The 22,187-nt window shown below is 43.1% G+C and carries 16 protein-coding genes and 3 pseudogenes; 16 read left to right on the top strand and 3 right to left on the bottom strand.

The genetic code is table 11. The annotated features are described in order from the left end of the window. Positions 1-86: 86 nt before the first annotated feature. Positions 87-1,553: a xylulokinase gene (gene xylB, locus DW904_RS14270; protein ID WP_118581799.1), complete on the top strand. Its 1,467-nt coding sequence runs from the start codon at positions 87-89 to the stop codon at positions 1,551-1,553. 174 nt (positions 1,554-1,727) lie between these two features. Here the strand turns inward: xylB and DW904_RS14265 are convergent, their stop codons facing one another. After that, a complete protein-coding gene (locus tag DW904_RS14265) occupies positions 1,728-2,528 on the bottom strand; it encodes a Cof-type HAD-IIB family hydrolase (RefSeq protein ID WP_118581796.1) in 801 nt (266 codons plus the stop codon). 326 nt (positions 2,529-2,854) lie between these two features. On the opposite strand from DW904_RS14265, the gene DW904_RS14260 reads away from it, so the two are divergent. After that, on the top strand, positions 2,855-3,727 hold the full coding sequence (locus DW904_RS14260; RefSeq protein WP_173717512.1) for a phosphoribosylaminoimidazolesuccinocarboxamide synthase: 873 nt from the start codon (positions 2,855-2,857) through the stop codon (positions 3,725-3,727). 187 nt (positions 3,728-3,914) lie between these two features. On the opposite strand, the pseudogene DW904_RS14255 reads toward DW904_RS14260, so the two are convergent. Continuing rightward, positions 3,915-5,599 (bottom strand): annotated as a pseudogene (locus tag DW904_RS14255) (formate--tetrahydrofolate ligase). A gap of 557 nt (positions 5,600-6,156) precedes the next feature. On the opposite strand from DW904_RS14255, the gene DW904_RS14250 reads away from it, so the two are divergent. Together DW904_RS14250 and DW904_RS14245 are read left to right on the top strand one after the other, a co-directional pair. Then, entirely contained in the window at positions 6,157-6,600 is a 444-nt protein-coding gene (locus DW904_RS14250) for a DUF1700 domain-containing protein (protein ID WP_118581793.1), read from the top strand. Positions 6,601-6,993: 393 nt separating this feature from the next. Then, positions 6,994-8,162 (top strand): annotated as a pseudogene (locus tag DW904_RS14245) (ATP-binding protein). 330 nt (positions 8,163-8,492) lie between these two features. Here DW904_RS14245 and DW904_RS14240 read toward each other — a convergent pair. Then, the gene (locus DW904_RS14240; protein WP_118581790.1) at positions 8,493-9,629 is read right to left on the bottom strand and encodes a sodium ion-translocating decarboxylase subunit beta; all 1,137 of its coding nucleotides are present in this window, start codon (positions 9,627-9,629) and stop codon (positions 8,493-8,495) included. Positions 9,630-10,182: 553 nt separating this feature from the next. Between DW904_RS14240 and DW904_RS14235 the strand changes: the two are divergent. The 12 genes and pseudogenes from DW904_RS14235 (at position 10,183) to DW904_RS14180 (ending at position 21,933) form a co-directional block, all read left to right on the top strand. Next, a pseudogene (locus DW904_RS14235) lies at positions 10,183-11,201 on the top strand (aminotransferase class I/II-fold pyridoxal phosphate-dependent enzyme). A gap of 200 nt (positions 11,202-11,401) precedes the next feature. Beyond that, entirely contained in the window at positions 11,402-13,006 is a 1,605-nt protein-coding gene (locus DW904_RS14230; protein ID WP_118581787.1) for an FGGY-family carbohydrate kinase, read from the top strand. 253 nt (positions 13,007-13,259) lie between these two features. Continuing rightward, a complete protein-coding gene (locus tag DW904_RS14225) occupies positions 13,260-14,675 on the top strand; it encodes an MBOAT family protein (RefSeq protein WP_118581784.1) in 1,416 nt (471 codons plus the stop codon). A gap of 10 nt (positions 14,676-14,685) precedes the next feature. Further along, a complete protein-coding gene (locus tag DW904_RS14220; RefSeq protein WP_118581781.1) occupies positions 14,686-15,117 on the top strand; it encodes a hypothetical protein in 432 nt (143 codons plus the stop codon). Beyond that, complete coding sequence (locus tag DW904_RS14215) at positions 15,015-15,818, top strand: hypothetical protein (protein ID WP_118581778.1); 804 nt, start codon at positions 15,015-15,017, stop codon at positions 15,816-15,818. The genes DW904_RS14220 and DW904_RS14215 overlap by 103 nt, the downstream gene beginning before the upstream one ends. A 337-nt stretch (positions 15,819-16,155) precedes the next feature. Next, positions 16,156-17,817, top strand: coding sequence for a hypothetical protein (locus tag DW904_RS14210; RefSeq protein WP_118581775.1), 1,662 nt, complete (start codon positions 16,156-16,158; stop codon positions 17,815-17,817). A gap of 203 nt (positions 17,818-18,020) precedes the next feature. Further along, positions 18,021-19,304, top strand: coding sequence for a phosphodiester glycosidase family protein (locus DW904_RS14205; protein ID WP_202187728.1), 1,284 nt, complete (start codon positions 18,021-18,023; stop codon positions 19,302-19,304). A gap of 375 nt (positions 19,305-19,679) precedes the next feature. Continuing rightward, on the top strand, positions 19,680-20,213 hold the full coding sequence (locus DW904_RS14200; protein WP_118581769.1) for a methylated-DNA--[protein]-cysteine S-methyltransferase: 534 nt from the start codon (positions 19,680-19,682) through the stop codon (positions 20,211-20,213). Positions 20,214-20,650: 437 nt separating this feature from the next. Beyond that, positions 20,651-20,911 carry a DUF4160 domain-containing protein gene (locus DW904_RS14195; protein ID WP_118581766.1) on the top strand — a complete coding sequence of 87 codons (261 nt, stop codon included), beginning with the start codon at positions 20,651-20,653 and terminating at the stop codon, positions 20,909-20,911. Positions 20,912-20,930: 19 nt separating this feature from the next. Continuing rightward, on the top strand, positions 20,931-21,215 hold the full coding sequence (locus tag DW904_RS14190; RefSeq protein WP_118581763.1) for a DUF2442 domain-containing protein: 285 nt from the start codon (positions 20,931-20,933) through the stop codon (positions 21,213-21,215). Positions 21,216-21,282: 67 nt separating this feature from the next. Beyond that, positions 21,283-21,504 (top strand): DUF3791 domain-containing protein, encoded by a 222-nt coding sequence (locus DW904_RS14185; RefSeq protein ID WP_118581760.1) that lies wholly within the window; start codon positions 21,283-21,285, stop codon positions 21,502-21,504. A gap of 174 nt (positions 21,505-21,678) precedes the next feature. Beyond that, positions 21,679-21,933, top strand: a complete 255-nt coding sequence (locus DW904_RS14180) for a hypothetical protein (RefSeq protein ID WP_147422327.1) — start codon at positions 21,679-21,681, stop codon at positions 21,931-21,933. Positions 21,934-22,187: the final 254 nt, after the last annotated feature.

Genomic DNA, 22,187 nt, shown 5'->3' with positions numbered 1-22,187 from the left:
AGAATAGGCGGGCAGAGCATTCTAAGAGGGTTCTGGCCGGAAAGCCTAGAAGGAACGCCTAAGGCATGAACTTAAGGAGGATAAAAATGTATTTTATCGGTGTTGATCTTGGTACTTCCGCAGTAAAACTTCTTCTTATGGAAGAATCCGGAAAAATCTGTAATATCGTATCAAAAGAATATCCATTATTTTTCCCGCATCCGGGCTGGTCTGAGCAAAATCCGGAAGACTGGTATACCCAGAGTATGGCTGGTATGAAAGAACTGACAGAGGGCATTGACCGCTCCCAGGTTGCCGGAATCAGCTTCGGCGGACAGATGCATGGACTGGTAACTTTAGATGATCAGGATCAGGTAATTCGTCCTGCAATTTTGTGGAATGACGGACGTACTTCTGAAGAGACAGATTATCTGAATAATGTGATCGGAAAGGACAAGCTTTCCCAGTATACTGCAAATATCGCATTTGCAGGCTTTACTGCTCCGAAGATCCTGTGGATGAAGAAAAATGAGCCAGAGAAATTTGCAAAAGTTGTGAAGATCATGCTTCCAAAGGATTACCTGGCTTATCGTTTAAGCGGCTCCTTCTGCACAGATGTATCTGACGCTTCAGGTATGCTTCTTCTGGATGTAAAGAATCGCTGCTGGTCTAAAGAAATGATGGAAATCTGCGGTGTGAAAGAGGAGCAGCTTCCGAAGGTTTATGAGAGCTGGGAGGTTGTTGGAACACTGAAGCCAGAGGTTGCTAAAGAGCTTGGCTTCTCTGAGAATGTAAAGGTTATCGCTGGTGCTGGAGACAATGCGGCAGCAGCTGTTGGTACTGGAACAGTTGGTGATGGACAGTGCAATATTTCCCTTGGTACTTCTGGAACTGTATTTATTTCCAGCAAGAATTTTGGTGTAGATGAGCACAATGCCCTTCATTCTTTCTGCCATGCAGATGGAAGCTATCATCTGATGGGATGTATGCTCAGCGCTGCTTCCTGTAATAAATGGTGGGCCGAGGAGATTCTTGGAACGAAGGACTTCGCAGCAGAGCAGGCGCCTATCCAGAAGCTTGGTGAGAATCACGTATTCTTCCTGCCATACCTGATGGGCGAGCGTTCCCCACACAACGATCCAGATGCAAGAGGCGTATTCTTCGGCATGTCCATGGACACCTCAAGAGCAGATATGACTCAGGCTGTATTGGAGGGAGTTGCTTTCGCACTTCGTGATTCTCTGGAGGTTGCAAAGAGTCTTGGAATTAAAATTGAGCGTACCAAGATCTGTGGCGGTGGTGCAAAGAGCCCGCTGTGGAAGCAGATTATTGCAAATGTTATGAATATTAAGGTTGACGTTCTGGAAGTGGAAGAGGGACCATCCCTTGGCGGTGCTATGCTGGCAGCAGTAGGATGCGGTGTTTATCCGGACGTTGAGACTGCTGGCAAGAAGCTTGCAAAAGTAGTGGATACTGTAGAGCCTACTCCAGAACTGGCTGCGAAATATGAGGAGAGATACCAGAAGTTCAAAGAACTGTATCCGGCTATGAAGCCGCTGTTTAAGAATCTGTAAGAGATGTAGCAAGCATATTCGGCTGTAAGAGCGAAGTCTACAGTTGTAATGTTTAAGAATCTGCAAGAGATATAGCAAGGCGGACATAATTTGGTTTAAAACGGATTAATAGAATGGTGATTGTGTTGAATGTGAAATAATTAACACAATCACCATTTTTGTATAGTCATGATCCTATAAAACAAATTTTTCCAGAACTTCTGCAACACCATCCTCATTGTTAGTGCGTGCAGTGATATAATCCGCAGACTCTTTCACGCCATCTGGTGCATTTGCCATGGCAACGCCAAGGGCAGCATAGCGGATCATGGAGAGGTCATTGAAACCGTCGCCGATAGCGATAGTTTCAGCGGGGGTGAAATCGTAGAGCTTACCAATGCAATCAATAGCTGCAGCCTTTGACACCTTACTGCTGAAGAACTCCAGATAGAAGGGCTTGGAGGTGCAAAAAGTTACGTTATGAAAATGAGCTGTTTTCCGTAGCTCTTTTTCTATTTGCTGAATTTGGGAAACATCGTCATACCAGAGAATTTTCGTAATTCCCTGCGCCAAAAGCTTGTCGATAGATGGCATGAGAAGGGGCGTTACCTTGGTAGCCTGGCTGTATTCCTGAATCCGGTTATTCAGCTTGTTCCCATATAATCTATTGTCCGACCAGATGCACATGGTAGTATCATAGTTCAGTCCTGCTTCCAGAATCAGACGCGCATCGTCAGCTTTCAGCTCCTGTCTATACAGAACGCGTCCGTCAGCAGAATCCAGGATCATAGCCCCATTATAAGTGATCACAGGTCCCTGAATGCCCAGCTGTTTCTGATAGCGCTCCACTCCCTGAATGGGGCGCCCGGTGCAAATGGAGAAAATCAGTCCCTGCGCGGCTGCCTGCCGGATTATTTCAATGGTGTATGGTGTAATTTCGTTTTTGTCATTTAATAAAGTACCGTCCATGTCGGCGGCTGCAAATTTATAGATCATAGTGCCTCCTGGAATATATGGTAAATTAGTTTTGTGAGCTGAAATGCCCCTCGCAGGCAGAGTATCCTGCTGGTTGTTTTTTCTTATTATAAAACGAAGATAGTGCAGGAATCAATCACTTTGAATGGTTACATGTGAAGATTCACATGGATTTCGGGAAAAGATGCCTTGATTTCGGCATTTAAGAGAATTGTTTTTTTGTTTGCAAAATGGTAAAATAATTGGGTGCTGTAAAAGCGGAAACAGGCAGGCTGAGATTGTGAAACAGTCATGCCTTTGGGACTTTTACAAAAATGAAAAATAGAAAAGTGATGAGGTGTAAAGCTATGCAGGAAATGAAGCCAGTTAAAGAAGGCAAAGTACGCGAGATTTACGACAACGGAGACAGCCTGATCATGGTTGCGACAGACCGTATCAGCTGTTTTGATGTGATCCTGAACAACGAAGTGACGAAGAAAGGCACTGTTCTTACACAGATGTCCAAGTTCTGGTTCGATATGACCCAGGATATCCTGCCGAACCACATGATTTCTGTTGATGTAAAAGATATGCCGGAGTTTTTCCAGCAGGATAAGTTTGACGGAAACAGCATGATGTGCCGCAAGCTGGATATGATCCCGGTTGAGTGCATCGTTCGTGGATATATCACTGGAAGCGGCTGGGCAAGCTACCAGAAGAATGGTACAGTTTGCGGAATTACTCTTCCGGAAGGTCTGAAAGAGTCTGACAAGCTGCCTGAGCCTATTTACACACCTTCTACCAAGGCTGAGATTGGCGACCACGATGAGAATATTTCTTTTGAGCAGAGCGTTACCCATCTTGAGAAATACTATCCGGGACATGGTCAGGAGTATGCAGAGAAGATTCGTGATTACACCATCGCATTATATAAAAAATGTGCTGAGTATGCTTTAAGCAAAGGTATTATTATTGCAGATACCAAATTTGAGTTTGGACTTGATGAAAATGGTAATATTGTTATTGGTGATGAGATGCTTACACCGGACAGCTCCAGATTCTGGCCGGCAGATGGATATGAGCCAGGTCATGGCCAGCCATCCTTTGACAAGCAGTTTGCCCGTGACTGGCTGAAAGCAAACCCGGACAACGACTGGACTCTTCCACAGGAAATCGTGGACAAGACAATTGACAAATATCTCCAGGCATATGAGATGCTTACAGGGGAGAAGCTGAAATAAGTAATATACATAATACTGCCAGGGCGTCTGTCCCTGGCAGGCTGATAAAATCCTTTATTTTATTTTCAAAGGATACACTTTGCTTGTATGTAAAAAGCGCCCGGGAGTTTGGGTCTCCCGGGCGTTGATTTTTGTGAGCAACGTGCCAAATCCATGTTTACACGGAAACCTGGCTGACATGTAAAAATCAGAACAGTCCTGTGATCTTACCTGTTTCGTCTACATCGATTTTCTCAGCAGCCGGAACCTTTGGAAGACCTGGCATGGTCATGATCTCTCCTGTGAGGGCTACGATGAAGCCTGCACCTGCAGAAATCTTCAGGTTACGAACGGTTACTTCGAAGTCTGTAGGAGCACCAAGCTTGGTCTGGTCATCTGTTAAGCTGTACTGTGTTTTTGCTACACAGATCGGGCAGTTTCCGAATCCCAGTTCCTCAAGCTGTTTTGCCTGTTTCTGAGCGTTTGCTGTGAGAACAACTCTCTTACCGCCATAGATTTTCTGAACGATCTGGTTCAGCTTATCTTCGATAGAGCCTTCAAGCTCATAGGAATATGTGAAGTCGTTTGGCTCTTCAACAAGACGGATTACTTCCTCAGCTAATTTAATACCGCCTTCGCCGCCTTTTGCCCATACTTCAGAAAGTGCAACATTAACGCCAAGCTCTTTACATTTTGCTTCTACCAGGTCAAGCTCTGCCTTGGTATCTGTCGGGAATGCATTGATTGCAACAACACATGGAAGCTTGTAAACATTTTTGATGTTGCTTACGTGTTTCAGAAGGTTTGGAAGACCTTTCTCAAGAGCCTCAAGGTTCTCATTGTTAAGATCAGCCTTCGGAACGCCGCCATTGTATTTCAGTGCACGGACAGTAGCAACGATAACAACTGCATTTGGTTTCAGACCAGCCATACGGCATTTGATATCAAGGAATTTCTCGGCACCAAGGTCAGCACCGAATCCAGCCTCTGTGATGGTGTAATCAGCAAGCTTCAGAGACATCTTGGTAGCGGTTACGGAGTTACATCCGTGAGCAATGTTTGCGAATGGTCCGCCGTGAACGATTGCAGGTACATGCTCCAGTGTCTGAACAAGGTTTGGTTTCAGAGCATCTTTCAGAAGTGCTGTCATAGCACCCTCTGCATGAAGATCACCAGCTGTTACCGGTTTCTGCTCTGACGGTTTGCCATATGTATAACCGATGATGATTCTGGAAAGTCTTTCTTTCAGGTCTTTGATATCACTTGCAAGACAGAGAACAGCCATGATCTCGGAAGCTACCGTGATGTCATAGCCGTCTTCACGAGGCATACCGTTTGTTCTTCCGCCAAGTCCGTCTACTACATTACGAAGCTGACGGTCGTTCATATCTACACATCTTCTCCATGTGATCTTACGTGGGTCGATGTTAAGAGCATTGCCCTGGAAAATATGGTTATCGATCATTGCTGCAAGAAGGTTGTTTGCTGCGCCGATTGCGTGGAAGTCACCTGTGAAGTGAAGGTTGATATCTTCCATTGGAACTACCTGGCATATCCGCCGCCTGCTGCACCGCCTTTTACACCGAATACCGGTCCAAGGGATGGCTCACGAAGAGCTACCATAACGTTCTTGCCAAGCTTCTGCATAGCGTCTGCCAGACCAACTGTAGTAGTGGTTTTTCCTTCTCCGGCAGGAGTCGGGTTGATAGCGGTAACCAGAATCAGTTTGCCATCATTCTTATCTGTTTCTTTCAGAAGATTGTAGTCGATTTTTGCTTTGTATTTACCATACTGCTCAAGATATTTGTCCGCAATACCTGCTTTAGCTGCAATCTCAGTGATTGGTTTCATTTCACATTCCTGTGCGATTTCGATGTCACTTTTAAACCCCATAATAAAAGCTCCTTTCGTTGTGTAAGATTAAATGGTTTTTATATGACCGCTTCTTAAAAAGACAACGGTATTTCCCTCATGTCAGAGGTACCTCCCGGTAAAAAAAGGGCAGTATCTGATGATTCAAATACTGCCCAGACGGTCGGCTGGAAATTACGGTCTATGCTGTCTGCAAAATATGATGCAGCTGCTGTAAACAGTAATCCTCATGATCTGCTCCTGAAGTCCCTGTGGTTAACTCCACGATCCGTCAGTATTCAGAAGCTTTTCAATTGATGTGCTCATTGTATCATTAAAAAAACATTTTGTCAATAAATTAACAGACAGCATTATTGTCAAAAAAGACGATGTATATTTGTGAAAAATAACAAATGCTTTGAATGTGGAGAAAATTTGTCTGAATGGAAAAATATAATCTCCGATTCAGACTTCATAAAAATTTTATGACTTGGATAGTTGCGTATGAGGGCAAGTATTGTTAGAATAGAAAATGCACAGAGCCTGTTTGAAACAGGATAATGATTCGTGGTTTTATATAAGAAAGGTTGAATAATTGAATGAATAGAACAGAATTTCTGGATACATTGAGAAGTCAGCTGTCCGGACAGATGCATGAGGGTAAGGTGGCGGCGCATGTGCGTTACTATGAAGATTATATTCAGTCACAGGTACGTAGTGGACGCGATGAGCAGCAGGTTCTTGATGAACTTGGAGATCCAAGGCTGATCGCCAGGACTTTGCTGGATACAGATGTGGATAACGGGCAGCTGGATTATGAGGAGTACAGCACCTATTCGGATGACGCACAGAATACCCAGAGCTCCAGCCGGAATCATGTACATGTATGGCGGTTTGATACCTGGTACAGCAAACTTCTGGGCGTGGTGATCCTGCTGATAGTCGTCTTTTTGCTGTTTCATATTCTGGTGGCAGTGATTCCGTTTTTTGCGGTACTGGCGTTGATTTTGTTTATTGTGTCACTGATTAAGAATCGGAATTAACATGATACTATGAACGTCACAAACGGCAGATGCGGGAGTGTCGCAGGCGCACAGCAGCTGATTTTCATATATAGAGATGTCGCCGATAGACGACATGTCCGTTTTGTAACAAAAAAATGTCGGACATGCTTTAGAGAATCATATGTTACTGTTCACTCCGTTCACAGTAACGCGCTTCGCGATGCACAGAAATCATGCATTCGCATGATTTCGCGCCGCAATTCTCGGGTTTTCTGTGAACTTTGTTCACAAAAAACGCCTCGCGGAACGTGACCAGTGAACAGTAACAATCATATTCAGCAAGGTTTCTTCTGAGCAGGAACGAGTTACAGTTTTGTTGAGATCGTGATATAAAGTATGGACATTATAGAATATATTCAGGGAAGGATTTAAATGAGCAGTATAACAATAGAAGAATTAAAAAAGTTACCAGCGGAGTCCTATCAGATCATTGATGTCCGCGACGAGATTGAGATTTCCCATGGCGCTGTTAAGGGGGCTTTGGCCTGTAAGCCAGAGGAAATCATGGAGAATCCGGAAGTGGATAAGACCAGAAAACTGGTTATTTGCTGCAGCCGCGGAATCAATAGTAAAGAAATCGCTAAGAAGCTCGAGGAAGAGGGGCTGGATGCAGTAAGCCTTGAGAAAGGGTACATTGCCTGGCTTATGGATGCCATGAAGAGTTCCCAGGACGAAGATTTTGCGAAAAATGTGGAGATCAGTCTTCGCAAGAAATTTAAGAAAAAAATCTGGTCCAGGTTTACCAAGGCAATCAATACTTACGAGCTTGTGAAGCCGGGAGATAGGATTGCAGTCTGTATTTCCGGCGGCAAGGACTCTATGCTGATGGCAAAGTGCTTCCAGGAACTGAAGCTTCATAATAAATTTGATTTCGAGGTGAAATTTCTGGTTATGGATCCGGGCTACAGTCCGGCCAACCGTCAGGTAATCGAGGAAAACGCCAGAAGGTTAAATATTCCTATTCGTATTTTTGAGTCTGATATTTTTGAGTCTGTATTTAATGTGGAGAAATCTCCTTGTTATCTTTGCGCAAGAATGCGCCGCGGGCATCTCTATGCTTTGCAAAAGAAATGGGTTGCAACAAGATTGCACTTGGTCACCACTATGATGATGTGATTGAGACCATTCTTATGGGCATGCTTTACGGTGCCCAGGTACAGACTATGATGCCCAAGCTTCACAGCACCAACTTTGAGGGAATGGAACTGATCCGTCCATTGTATCTGGTGCGGGAGGATGATATTAAGGCATGGCGTGACTACAATGATCTCCATTTTATTCAGTGTGCATGTAAATTTACAGATACCTGCACTACCTGCAATAACGAAAATCGCTCCAAACGTGTAGAAATCAAGGAACTGATCCGTGACCTGAAAAAGGTGAATCCGTTTGTAGAGGGCAACATTTTCAAGAGCGTAGAGAATGTAAATATTGATACAGTTGTGGGATATAAACAATATGGTGTGAGACATTCTTTCCTGGAAAATTATGATGGGGAGCCCGGTTCTGCCTCTGAGAATGCTGCTGATGCAGTAGAGTAACAGAGAGAAAATGTGGATTTTAGACCTGCACACTCGGATCTACATCCTACGCGATTGGTATAGTTATTTACGAAACGATGTATTAGTAAAAATATTGAGCCAAGGTCAATGCTGCATGTGACCTTGGCTCGTTTTTTTGTCGGGGATGAAAAGAGAAGCGCTATAGATATATTGGAGTATTTATTTTCCGATTTTTCCGAGAAGCCATACACAAAGAATGATGATCAGAATGGCAGTAAAGATTCCTGCCATACCTTTTGCCATGATTTCAAGTGCAATAATGATATTTGATGTATTCATAGATAAGACCCTCCTCATTATAAAAATTTTTTATAAAAATTTTGTCACCAGGTTGATAACCATGCCTCCTGCGATTACAGAAGCAATCTGTCCGGACACGTTGGCACCGGCGGCCTGCATGAGAATTACATTTGTGGGATCTTCTTCCATGGCCATTTTCTGAACTACACGGGAGGACATTGGAAATGCAGAAATTCCGGCACCTCCGATCATAGGATTGATCTTCTTTTTCAGGAAAAGATTCATAAATTTTGCCAGGAGAACGCCGCCGATGGTGTCCATGACAAAAGCAAAAAGTCCGATCACCAGAATCAGTAAGGTCTCTTTTGTTACAAACTGTTCTGCACGCATGCTGAAGGAAATGGTGATTCCAAGAAGCAGGGTGATCAGATTTGCCAGAATATTCTGGGCTGTGTCGGACAGGGTGCCCAGGACGCCGCATTCCCGGATCAGGTTGCCGAACATGAGAAATCCAACCAGCGCAACGGATTGAGGTGCTACCAGCCCCACGATTACAGTAACTATAATGGGAAAAGCAATCTTCATGGTTTTGGAAACGGATTTCGGATTATATTCCATGTGAATGCAGCGTTCCTTCTTTGTAGTGACAAGCCGGATGGCAAAGGGCTGTACAATTGGGACAAGTGCCATGTAGGAATAGGCGGCAACTGCAATGGCGCCGATATATTTGGAATTCAGGACCTGGGATACCAGAATGGAAGTAGGTCCGTCGGCAGCACCGATGATTCCGATAGAAGCAGCGTCTTTTAGGTCAAATCCAAGGATGGTGGACAGTAAAATTGCAGCAAAAATTCCAAGCTGTGCACCTGCGCCAAACAGGAACAAAGAGGGATTGGAAAGCAGGGGACCGAAGTCGATCATAGCGCCAATTCCGATGAAAAGTAAAATCGGCATGACTTCTGAGGCTTCAATTCCCACATGGAACAGCCATTCAATGACTCCGTTTGCCTGGATCCCGCCAGCCAGAGTCTGGTTTAAAACTCCGGAAAAAGGCAGGTTCACAAGTATGGCACCAAAGCCCATTGGCAGAAGCAGGGCTGGTTCAAATCCCTTTTTGATAGCCAGCCAGATCAGGGTGATTCCGACGGCAAACATCACAATTTGCTGCCAGGTTAATGCAAGGATTCCGTCTGTTAAAAATTCCATTTCTTTTTCCTCCTTTTGGGTGTTTGAATGTAAGTGCTTAAATAGATAAAAATACTTGCATAATGTTAATATTGTTATAAAAATGAAAGCCTTGTAGGGAAGGCATTTTATAACCTGTTTTTGGGGTATAAAAAAGACTTTTATTACAATACTGCATATCTGAAGATATGCGACTATTGTAATAAAAGTCTTGCCATTTCAATTTTCTGCGGGCGACAGATTCATGGAACTGTCTACCGTTCTGACGCATGAAAATCCATATACAAAAATGCACTAAACCAGAAACAGTGCATTTGATATGCCAGCTACTCCCTTTTATTGAAGCGTGACTGCAAATGTATTTTGTTGTGGTAATTATAATTCGGCAAAGGTGGGAATGTCAACCCTGAATTATATAAAAGAAAGAATTTATTGGCCATTTGGTTACGGAACTGTTATCCGGAAACATTTTTCTTGTAAAAAATTCAGGGCAGGTATATGATTAAAAAACGAAATCAAAGTAAAATATACCTGTATGGTACAAGTGAAAAATATGAAACAAAGGAGTTACATCATGTTGTATTTTGAAAATGATTATTGCGAAGGTGCTCATGAGGCAATCTTAAAAAGATTAATGGAAACCAATATGGAAAAGGTTCCGGGATATGGACAGGATCCTTCTGCGACCAGGCGAAGGAAAAAATAAAAGAGGCATGTGGCTGTCCGGATGGGGAGGTCTATTTCCTGGTAGGGGGTACCCAGACAAATGCAGTGGTGATCGCGTCCTTGTTGAACCGGTATGAAGGAGTGCTTTCCGCAGTTACCGGTCATGTAAATGCGCACGAAGCCGGAGCAATTGAATTTACCGGACATAAAGTTCTTTCACTTCCCCAGGACAATGGTAAAATTTCTGCCGCAGATCTGAAAGATTATCTCCAGACCTACTACGCAGACGGAAGCTATGATCACATGGTTTTTCCAGGCATGGTTTATATTTCACATCCGACAGAATACGGAACTCTTTACACAAAGCAGGAACTGGCAGATATTTCCAGTGTATGCAGGGAATATGAGATCCCGCTATTCCTGGATGGAGCCAGACTGGGCTATGGACTGGTGGCAGAGACAGATGTGACTTTGAAGGATATTGCAAATTATACAGACGTATTTTATATCGGAGGAACCAAGGTTGGTGCCCTGTGCGGTGAAGCAGTCGTTTTTCCGAAGAAAGTACCGAAACATTTCTTTACTATGATCAAACAGCAGGGAGCGCTTCTTGCGAAAGGCAGACTGCTTGGAATTCAGTTTGATACTCTTTTCACAGGAAATTTGTACCTGGAAATCAGTAAAAATGCTATTGAAACCGCTGCAAAACTGAAAGCTGCATTAAAAGAGAAGGGCTATGAATTTTTCATTAATTCCCCAACCAATCAGATTTTTGTTATCCTGGAAAATAAGAAAATGGAGGAATTGGGCGAAAAAGTGAAGTTCAGCTTTTGGGAAAAATATGACGAGAATCATACTGTGATCCGCTTTGCAACAAGCTGGGCGACGAAGATGGAAGATATTGCTGCACTGATTGATATTCTGTAGGGTGGCAATTGTCCCCGAAAAAATGCCTGGCACAAACAGCTGCGCATATTTTACAAAAAGCTTTTGGGAGAGATATTGACGCCCTTCTGGAAGCATATTATAATAAAAACAGGCTCTAAATAGTTTGAAATTTGGAGAAATAGCACAATATGCAGTAGAAAAGCTGTGTATTATATAACAACAACGGGAGGATTTTATACATGGGAGCAGCAGAAGCAAAGCAGGCAATCCTGGATAACAGGACAGCACTTGGAATCGAGTTCGGTTCCACAAGAATCAAGGCAGTTCTGGTAGATGGAAATAATGCACCAATCGCATCCGGCGGACACGAGTGGGAGAACCGCTATGAGAATGGTGTATGGACATACAGTCTGGAAGATATCTGGTCCGGTTTGCAGGACTGTTATCAGCAGATGGCAAAGGATGTAGAGGAGAAATATGGTGTGGAGCTGACAAGCGTTGGTGCTATTGGAATCAGTGCCATGATGCACGGCTACATGCCATTTGACAAAGAAGGAAATCTTCTGGTTCCGTTCAGAACCTGGAGAAATAATATTACGGGAGAGGCAAGCAGAAAACTGTCCGAACTTTTTCAGTATAATATTCCTCAGAGATGGAGTATCGCACATCTGTATCAGGCAATTTTAAAAGGCGAGCCTCACGTAAAAGATATTGATTATATTGCCACTCTGGAGGCATATGTACATTGGAAACTGACTGGAAAAAGAGTTCTTGGAATTGGCGATGTTGCAGGAATGTTCCCAGTGGACAGCACTACCAGGGATTACAATGAAAAAATGGTTCAGCAGTTTGATGAGCAGGTTGCTTCTTATGGGTTCCCATGGAAGCTTCGCGGCATTCTGCCGAAATGTCTTGTTGCGGGACAGGATGCTGGCTGCCTGACAGAAGAGGGAGCAAAGCTTCTTGATGTAACAGGCAGGCTGAAAGCCGGAATTCCTATGTGTCCGCCGGAAGGTGACGCTGGCACTGGAATGGTAGCTACCAACAGCGTTGCAAAGCGTACCGGAAATGTTTCCGCAGGTACTTCTGTATTTGCCTCTATTGTTTTGGAGAAGGAGTTATCTGCACCATATTCTGAAATTGATATGGTTGCGACTCCATCCGGACATCCGGTTGCAATGGCACACTCTAATAACTGTACTTCTGATCTGAATGCATGGGTAAATATTTTCCGTGAGTTTGCAGAAGCAATGGGAATGGAAGCTGATATGAACAAGCTTTTCGGAACCTTATACAACAAGGCTCTGGAAGGGGATGTGGACTGCGGCGGACTTTTATCCTACTGCTATTTCTCCGGTGAGCATATGACTGGATTTACAGAAGGAAGACCACTGTTTGTACGCTCTCCAGAGAGCAAATTCAACCTTGCCAACTTTATGAGAACCAATCTTTATACCTGCCTTGGCGCTATGAGAGTTGGTCTTGACATCCTGTTTAAGAAAGAGGGGGTAAAGGTTGACCGTCTTCTTGGTCATGGCGGACTGTTTAAGACAAAAGGTGTTGGACAGCAGATCCTTGCAGATGCTGTAAATGCCCCGGTTTCTGTTATGGAGACTGCCGGTGAAGGCGGTGCATGGGGAATTGCAGTGCTCGCTTCCTATCTTGTAAATAAAGAGGAGAATGAGACCCTGGAAGACTTCCTGGATACCAAGGTATTTGCAGGAAATCAGGGAAGCACCCTGAATCCAGATCCGGAGGGTGTGGAAGGCTTTAATATGTTCATGGAAAGATATATGAAAGGCCTGCCGATCGAGCGCGCAGCTGTGGACTCCAAAATCTGGTAAGTGGCTTGGAATGAGGAGGGTATGCCTCAGATCATTCCCGTAATCTGCACGCGAAAAAAGTTCTGTGCAGTTATAATACGAAATAAGTGAGAACGGATGGATTTTTCTCTCAGTTAAAAAACGGAGACCTTTCTCATACCAGAATGTGAATTTTTTCAGGATACTGGTATGGGGAGGGTCTTTTATGTTATAATACTGAGCATTGACAGACAAACATGCTCTGGAGCCTGTTTGAAAAATAAAGGAGATACACATGGTTTTCAGCTCGATGCTCTTTCTATGGATCTTTCTGCCCTTAGTACTGGCAGCATATTATATAAGTCCCGGAAAAATCCGAAATGGAATCCTGGTATTTTTCAGTCTGCTTTTTTATGCATGGGGAGAGCCACTTTATGTTTTCCTTATGTTGTTTTCCGTGGCAGTGAATTTTACTGGCGGAATTCTGATTGAAAAATATCAGACCAGGAAAAAAAAGATTCTTGTGGCAACTTTGCTTATTAATCTGGGGCTGCTGGGATATTTCAAGTATTTTGGAACTCTGACAGAAGCCATAACCGGACTTTTTTCAGCAGATGGAATAGGAACCACTCTTTTTCAGGTGGCGCTTCCAATTGGAATTTCTTTTTATACTTTCCAGGCGTTGTCCTATGTAATCGATGTGTACCGGGGAGAGGTGCCGGCACAGCATAATTTCTGGCATATGCTTTTGTATATTTCCTTTTTCCCACAGCTGATCGCAGGACCTATTGTAAAATATCGCGACATTGCAGCTCAGATTACAGGAAGAAAAGAGACTATCCGAAAATTTGCAGCCGGGATAATGCGTTTTTGCTGGGGACTTGGGAAAAAGGTTCTCCTTGCCAATTCCTTTGCCCGTGTGGTGGATGAAATTTTTAAATATGGTCCATACGCGGTATCCAGGAAGGCTCTGTGGCTGGGCGCAATTCTTTACATGATGCAGATTTATTACGATTTTTCCGGATATTCCGATATGGCCATTGGTCTTGGAAAAATGTTCGGATTTGAATTCCAGGAAAATTTCAATTATCCCTATACAGCTGGTTCCGTGCAGGAATTCTGGCACAGATGGCATATTTCTCTGTCTTCCTGGTTTCGTGATTATGTCTATATTCCTTTGGGAGGAAATCGCAAAGGCGCGGCATGCACCTATCGAAACCTGCTTATCGTATTTTTCCTTACCGGAATGTGGCATGGGGCTGGAATAGCGTTTATCCTCTGGGGGCTTTATCATGGCCTTTTTCTTATACTGGAACGTGTGTGGCTTGGGAAAAAACTGGAAAAACTGCCTGGAATCGTGGGCTGGGGCTACACAGTGACCGCGGTGTTTTTTGGATGGATTCTGTTCCGTGCAGAAAATATTTCCCTGTTTTTCACTTATGTGAGAAATATGTTTGTGGCACATGGAGGAACCATTCTTCTTTCTGCATATCTTGACAGCAAAATGATCTTTCTGATCGTTATGGGTGTTTTATTTGCAGGAGTTTTGCAGAAGATATATGAGAAGGTCCGGGTACATTCCGCTGGAAAAATCCCTGCCAATGGAATGGTGACAGTTCCGAGAATGATCGCCTGTATGGTGATTTTCTGGCTGAGTGTGGCGGCACTTGTAAATAACAGCTATAACCCGTTTATTTATTTCAGATTTTAACAGGAAGCATATGAGAAAACAGAAAATTCTGATCGTATTATTTGCAGGAAGTCTGGTTCTGCCAGGAGTGGTGTGGGCTGGATTTTCCGGCAGATTTGATACGGAAAACAATGAAAACAGAAAACTGGCTGAATTTCCGGAGGTGAATCTGGAATCTCTGGGAGACTTCCCGGAGCAGTTTGAGGCGTATTATAAGGATCATGTGCCCTTCAAAAATGACCTGGTGAAGTTCTGCAACTTTATTGATACGGAATTTTTCCGCAATACAAAGATCGGGGATGTGGTGATCGGAGAAGATAACTGGCTGTTTTACCTGCCGGAAAGGGAGGGAGAAAATGCATGGCAGATTACCAGAAAACCAATGTGTATACACTGGAACAAAGTGCGGAAATTGCATCCGGAATTGCAAAAGTACGGGACTGGTTCCTGGACAGGGGTGTGAAACAATTCCATTACTACGTGGCTCCCAACAAAGAGACACTTTATTCGAAGTATATGCCGGAGAAGCCAAAGGTGATTGGAATCGGGGATTCCAGAATGGAGACTTTTGCAAAATATATGAAAGAAAATTCCGACGTGGAATTTGATTTTCTGGCAGATTATCTGAGGGAGTTTACTGAAAAATACCAGCTGTTCCGAAAATATGATACTCATATGAACAATTTAGGCGGCTATATTACCAACGAGAAAATTGTACAGGATATGACAGGTGAAAGTCTGCCAATCGAAGATATTCAGGTTCTGATCGGAACTAAACCTTGCAGGGGGGATCTGTCCAGGATGATCGGGCGGTATAAAGAGCTGAATGATGACAGGGAGTATGGGTTGAATTATTTTCACGATGGTATCCGTTACAAGGTGAAAAAAGAGGAGAGTGAAGGCGGCGAGGAGATCCTGAAAGTGTTTAAATCCAATTCGGAGAATGAGAAAACTTTAATGGTGATCGGGGATTCTTTTCGACTCCGCCTTGAAAAATACATGCCCTATCGCTATCAGAAAACCATATTTGTGAGAATTGATGACTTTGACCAGGAGCTTTTGGATAAATATGAACCGGATGACGTGATTGTGATTACTGTTGAGCGTGACCAGAGGTATATGGAAAAACTGGATAGTTATATTATACAGGACAGTGGAGAGTAAATGGTACAATATGATATATCAGAGCCTGTCCGGATTTATAGGATTTGTTTGTGGGAAAAATTTTTGTTTTATTGGTCACAGATGGAACAGTAACCACTTTTTTGTCACGGGAATCGTCAGAATATTTATGGGTTATTGACAATAAGTTCGGCAAATGCTATTCTGATATTAACTTGTTTTGTCAGATATGTCTGTTATGGATCACTGTATGGTCTGTGGTGGATCGTTGACAGAAACTGGCTGCTTAACTGGTAATGAGAGCAGTTGGAAATGTTACCAGCGAACAGCAACAGAAAGATTGCAGAATCCGTAAGGATTTATACCAAAGGAGGATCTTATGAAGAGAAAGAAAATTACCGCAATTTTGTTAGCATCCCTTATGGGAATCAGTACAGTACCGGCTACCACATGGGCAGCAGATTCTTACAAGGAAACAGAGAAAGCAGCTTTTGCCAAAATAATCGAGGAATTTGGCACGGATTACGCAAAGAGCCTTTCTGAAATGGATACAGAAGAAGTTAAGGGAAATGCGGAAATAAAGGTAAGTCTGGAAGATGGCGGAAAAGCAATTCTGGGAATGCTTTCTCCTGTGGATATCTCCTGGCTGGCGGATGCTTCCATCAGTGGAAATGTAAGTATGTCTGATAAGTCCATGACTGAGTTTATGGATGTGAATGTAAATGGAACCAAGATCTGTACAATAGAATATTATTTTGATACAGAGAATTCTGAAATTTATATGAGAATTCCGGAGCTGAGTGAGGGCTATATTAAAATGAATATGGAGCAGATGACTCAGGAAGCTGTGGAAGAGGCAGATCAGGAACTGGATTCTTCCTTTACCACGAGTGTTGACCTGGCAGATAGCATGAACAGCTATTTTTCCACTCTGGAGAACCTTCCGGAAGCAGACTTAGTGACCTCTATTCTTACAAGATACACAGATATTATTTTTGATAATGTTGCAGATGCTGAGAATCCTGGAGCACAGGAAGCTGTTGCAGGAGATGTAAGCCAGGAGCTTAGTGTTCTGGAAGGACATGTTACACAGGCAGAGGCACTTCCAATGTTCCAGCAGATTCTGGATACAGCCAAGTCTGATGAAGAACTGAAGGGGCTTATTGAGACCTGGACAGAAGCCATGAATGATCCAGATTATACTTATGAGACTTTCCTGGAAGCAATCGAGGATATGGAGAAAGATCTGGATACAGAAGCTGATGAGACTGACGAGTCCGGATTTATTTTAAGGGCATGGGTTGACAGTGACGGAGAGGTTGTTGGACGCCAGTTCCTTCTGAATGATGATGAGCAGGAGGAAGAGCTTTTCGGATATCTGTGTACAGCGGATGGAGATAAGAGAGGATTTTCCATGCAGCTGGGTTCCGGAGATGACAAGGTTGCAATTGAAGGAAGCGGTGAGCTGAAAGGTGACTTGTTAAGCGGAACTTACACGATTTCTTCCGGTGAAGCGGATGCAGCTGTGATTGATGTTACAGATTATGATACCAAGGCAGTACAGGACGGAATCTGGAAGGGAACTTACACAATTTCCGGTGCGCCTGTGGAAGATGAAGATGGAAATTCCTATGATCCATTTGGTGGAATGCAGTTGATCTTTACAGCCGATGGTGCAGATGAGGACAGCATTGACTGGAATCTTGCTATTGCAGCAGGTGGTGCAACTCTTGGTTCAGTTTCTCTGACAGGCGGCAATGGCGGTGAGTCACTTGCAGCAGTTGATGTTGCTTCCCTGACAGATGTTTATGATTTCAGTAATGATGATGAAATTGAAGCTTATACAGCTTCCATGAATATGGATGCAATCACAGAGAATCTGACCAGCGCAGGCATGCCTGAGGGATGGCTGGACGATGTGATCGCTGCTACAGGCGACAGCGATATTGAGAGTACGGAGACAGATGGTGTTGCTGAGTCCGAAGAGCAGACAGATATGGCTGGAGATACACTGGATGACAGTGAGACACCGGCAGCTTAATCAGTAATTTATGCGAGCAGGCAGCCGCATAATAATTACCTGCAGCAAGGCAAATACAGCGGGGCAGACGAAGTAATTTGTCTGCCCCGAATTTTTTATAACCAGAAAGCAAATGCTTAGTGAGTTCTGTACATCACGGAGCGTGTAACTGTGAAAGTACTGAACTGTTACGATTTTTTATTGAAATGAGGGGGGAGAAGGAATTGAAAAAAAGAAGCTTTGGGATTATCTGTTTTCTGTTTTTGATATTTACCATGTGTTCCTCTTCGGTGTGGGCCGCTTCTTATGTGAAGGCTTCCAATACGACTGTGAGTATCACTTCGAAAAAGCATGGCTGGGTGAAGCGGGGAAAAGACTATTATTTTTATAATTCCAAGGGAAAACTGCTTTGGGGAAAAATTACCTACAAAGGTCAGCGTTATTACAGCACAAAGAATGGAAAACGCTATACAGGCTGGCTGAAATCAGGCGGGAAACGGTATTATTACAACCGGAAGAATGGCATTATGTTCCGCAACCGATGGGCTACAGGAACGAAATACTCTTATTATTTCAATAAGTCAGGTGTGGCAATTGCCAACCGCTGGCTGAGCTACGGAGGAAAGCGATATTATTTCCTTCCTAATTCCAGAATGGCAACAGGATGGCAGAAAATTGGTGAATATCGTTATTATTTTGATAAGAAAACAGGTGCTTTGTATACAAATGTGTGGGTGGGAAAATATTATGTAAATGATAGCGGGAGAAGAACCGGACAGACCAGACCGGATGTGAAGGTGAATGATAACCGCTATACATATAAAAGCAGCTCTCTTAATATTGATCTGCGCAGAAAATCCACACATAATGTTCCTTACTGGGTAGCGCTGATAAAAATCAAAAATTCCGGACAGCTGAAATCCGCTTTATCTTATGGAACCTATGGTGGTGCCAGACAGACTACCTCCGGTGCGGTTTCTGGTAATGGGGGTATTATCGGAGTGAATGGAAGTGCGTTTAGTTACCAGACAGGGCGGCCGTCACCTCTTGGAATGTGTATCAAGAATGGTGTGATTTATGGAAATTATGAGACCAGTTACAGTGTAATGGCTGTAAGGTATGATGGCACTATTTATACACCAAAGCAGGGATTGAAAGGCGAAGCTCTTCTGGAAGAGGGGGTAAAAGATACCTATAATTTTGGCCCAATCCTGATCAAAGATGGACAGGCCCAGCCGGCCTGGTCAGAAACAGCCAAATATTATCCGAGAACTGCTGTGGGAATGGTGAAACCTGGCATTTATGTGCTTCTTGTCACCGACACTGGCAGTTACGCCGGTCTGAACCACTGGGATCTTGTTAATATCTTCAACAGCTATGGCTGTCAGTACGCCTACAACCTGGACGGCGGCGGCTCAGCCACATTGTATTACAATGGTCAGGTCATGAATAAGCTGATTAATAATTATGAGAGACCATGTGGGGATTTTCTGTATTTTACAAATTGATGTGTTGACAATGAAAAGCATTTAAGGAGCATGTTGTATGAACGGTGAATGAGGAGCCTAAATGAAAAAGCTATGCAGAATTTTGATACCAGGTGCTTTTGATGGTGCCATATGTTTCTTGTTATTCACTTACCAGGTGCAGGCGGTAGAGAGTCCATCTGCTCAGTCTCCCTTATTCTGGGCAGACCCAGGATGCTGATGTTTTTATCGATATCCCGAACCTGCGTCAGTATGGTGGCTACACCTGCGGAACCACTTGTGTGCAGATGGTGATGATTTTGCTCAGCGGATGAGTGGTTAAGGGAAAATGGAAACTTTGTTTTGTAAATCTGTTCATAGGAATCGTAGGATTCCATGCATTTTTGAGGTATAAATATGATATACACATACAAATATAAATCGCCGTTAGGGCATATTTTACTGGCGGCAGATGAAGTGGGAATTACTGGTCTATGGTTTGAAGGACAGAAATATTTTGCGAATACACTTCCAGACAAGCATATTCCACAGGAAACAGAGATTCTCACGGAAGCGAAAAAATGGCTGGATGTTTATTTCTCCGGTGAAGAACCAAAATTTACTCCGCCACTTCATCCGGACGGCTCAACATTCAGACAGGCAGTGTGGAAGATTTTATTGCAGATTCCCTATGGGCAGACGATCACATACGGAGAAATTGCCCGCAAAATGGCAGAGCTGAAAAATGTATCCCGCATGTCTGCCCAGGCAGTTGGAGGTGCGGTTGGACACAATGAAATTTCTATTATCATTCCCTGCCATCGTGTGATAGGCACAAATGGAAGTCTGACAGGGTATGCCGGGGGAATTGATAAAAAGCTTTCGTTGCTTGAACTGGAACACGCGGATATGAGTTATTTATTTGTTCCAAAGAAAGGGACAGCATTGTAGGAGGCAGTGATAAAACTGTCCTCATTTTGGGTTATTTTGGAGAGCCAAGATTGGACGGAAAATAGAATCTTGGACATATTTTGGACATATCTATTAAATGTTACAGAAATATTACGAGAATGGTGAACCCCAAAACCCCGCAAACCCTTATAAATCCAAAGAGAAACACCCGGTAGGGGAGCTACCGGGTGTTTCGAGGGGAGTATAAATAATTAAATAAGGGGTTATAAACGGCATAGTTTGATAGGGTATGAAATGGCGTAAATACGCGGAAAATCGGGTGTTGAAGTTTACGAAAGTTTATAGGTGAGGAAGAAATCTTGGGTATATTTTGGGTACGGAAACAGAATGAAAAGGCAAATTCTTATCCTATTTTATAGCGTTTATTATAAAAAAATGGTACACTATAAAAAAGCATTGAAAAGGAGATGTTGTATATGCCAGAGATATCATTATTTTATGGGATTCGGGTAACGATGTATTATAATGACCATATGCCACCGCATTTCCATGCAGAGTATAATGGACATAAAGCATTAGTTGATATCAACAATATACAGGTAATAAAGGGATCATTACCAAATAAGCAATTACGATTGATACTGGCGTGGTGTACAATTCACCAGGACGAATTGATGCAGAACTGGGAGCTGTCAAAGGACATGAAGCCGTTGAACAGAATTAATCCGCTTATATAATATATGGAGGTGAACGTTTATGAATGAGTATTTTCCTACAGTTGTACAGGTGATTCCTTTGGATAATTTTCATGTACAGGTTTTTTTTGATGATGGAAAAATAGTTGATTATGATGCTACAAACGATTTAAAGGCTGAGATTATGGCACCAATGAGGGATATTGAGAACTTCAAAAATGCTTGTACGGTAATGAATGGAACGCTTGCCTGGGATATTTCTGGCAAATGGGACGAAGCTGATTGCGTAGATATTGATCCATTTACGTTATATGAACTCGAGGAAATCAATGGTATGATAGCGTGAAATGCTGTCAGTCAGAAGTAAAGTATTGAATGACGATTACGTGACACGTAGAGAAGGGTCGTGAGAGATGAGTAAGGAATCAAATTTCTTAATTTACTGCATGGAACGATACCGCCATTTTAAAGGACTTTCTGGAGCTGATATGGCAAAAACTTTTGAAAAATGCGGTATCTATGGGTACATTACAAAGTATTTTGAATCGCTGCATACAATGGGAGACCATAGCATTGTACAGGACATTGACGATTATATCAGCAGTATTACAGGCAATGGTTTGGGAAAGGCATAATTTAGCTGATATTCCAAAAGGTGATGAAGGATTGTAATTTTATATAGAAGATTGATTAGAGACTGGAAATTTGAATTCTGGTCTCTTTTTATATCTTCAAATCTGTAGCAAGGTGTAAATATTTAGATATGCTCATAGAAGGGAGAATTGGAACCAGAGCAGGTTCAGAACATTATGGACAGTATGATAAAAAAATTGTATGACATGGAACTGGAAGAACTGGGACGGAGCGGCTGGCAGGATGAAAAATTACTGTCAGAAGTCAGAAAACTTCTGGAAAATAACAAGGCTTCTATCCAGGTTGAAGATAAAACTGGACGAGAAGGCGTTGATCTGGCATTTGCGATTGCTGAGATAGGAGAAGAAATTGGGTTTACACAAGGATTCAAGTGTGCCTTTCAGCTTTTTATGGAATGCAAAAGGGAATAGGTTCAAATGGTACAAGATATTAACGAAAAGGCTATGCGTGGGGAATACGCATAGTCTTTTAAAGAGTCTTGTGCGCCTAGCGGCGCACGTTTCTAACGGGTTAAAGTCCCGAATCCGCCCGGTAGTGGGAAGGATATAGCCGAAGGCAAGGGTGTCCATCGTGAGATGGAATCTGAAGGAAGCTGGATGTGAGGAATATACTAACTCACGGGCAAATCTCTGGTCTGACGAACAGAAATCTCATATGAGGTCAT

Source organism: Ruminococcus sp. AM42-11 (assembly GCF_003480145.1).
GTDB classification, from domain to species: domain Bacteria; phylum Bacillota; class Clostridia; order Lachnospirales; family Lachnospiraceae; genus Blautia_A; species Blautia_A faecis.
The sequence above is the reverse complement of the archived record's forward strand: the minus strand, read 5'-3'. Positions and strand labels throughout refer to the sequence as shown.

Coding starts and splice junctions, on each gene's coding strand:
- xylB (WP_118581799.1), top strand. CDS start 87: ATGTATTTTATCGGTGTTGATCTTGGTACTTCCGCAGTAAAACTTCTT.
- DW904_RS14265 (WP_118581796.1), bottom strand. CDS start 2,528: ATGATCTATAAATTTGCAGCCGCCGACATGGACGGTACTTTATTAAAT.
- DW904_RS14260 (WP_173717512.1), top strand. CDS start 2,855: ATGCAGGAAATGAAGCCAGTTAAAGAAGGCAAAGTACGCGAGATTTAC.
- DW904_RS14250 (WP_118581793.1), top strand. CDS start 6,157: ATGAATAGAACAGAATTTCTGGATACATTGAGAAGTCAGCTGTCCGGA.
- DW904_RS14240 (WP_118581790.1), bottom strand. CDS start 9,629: ATGGAATTTTTAACAGACGGAATCCTTGCATTAACCTGGCAGCAAATT.
- DW904_RS14230 (WP_118581787.1), top strand. CDS start 11,402: ATGGGAGCAGCAGAAGCAAAGCAGGCAATCCTGGATAACAGGACAGCA.
- DW904_RS14225 (WP_118581784.1), top strand. CDS start 13,260: ATGGTTTTCAGCTCGATGCTCTTTCTATGGATCTTTCTGCCCTTAGTA.
- DW904_RS14220 (WP_118581781.1), top strand. CDS start 14,686: ATGAGAAAACAGAAAATTCTGATCGTATTATTTGCAGGAAGTCTGGTT.
- DW904_RS14215 (WP_118581778.1), top strand. CDS start 15,015: ATGGCAGATTACCAGAAAACCAATGTGTATACACTGGAACAAAGTGCG.
- DW904_RS14210 (WP_118581775.1), top strand. CDS start 16,156: ATGAAGAGAAAGAAAATTACCGCAATTTTGTTAGCATCCCTTATGGGA.
- DW904_RS14200 (WP_118581769.1), top strand. CDS start 19,680: ATGATATACACATACAAATATAAATCGCCGTTAGGGCATATTTTACTG.
- DW904_RS14195 (WP_118581766.1), top strand. CDS start 20,651: ATGCCAGAGATATCATTATTTTATGGGATTCGGGTAACGATGTATTAT.
- DW904_RS14190 (WP_118581763.1), top strand. CDS start 20,931: ATGAATGAGTATTTTCCTACAGTTGTACAGGTGATTCCTTTGGATAAT.
- DW904_RS14185 (WP_118581760.1), top strand. CDS start 21,283: ATGAGTAAGGAATCAAATTTCTTAATTTACTGCATGGAACGATACCGC.
- DW904_RS14180 (WP_147422327.1), top strand. CDS start 21,679: ATGGACAGTATGATAAAAAAATTGTATGACATGGAACTGGAAGAACTG.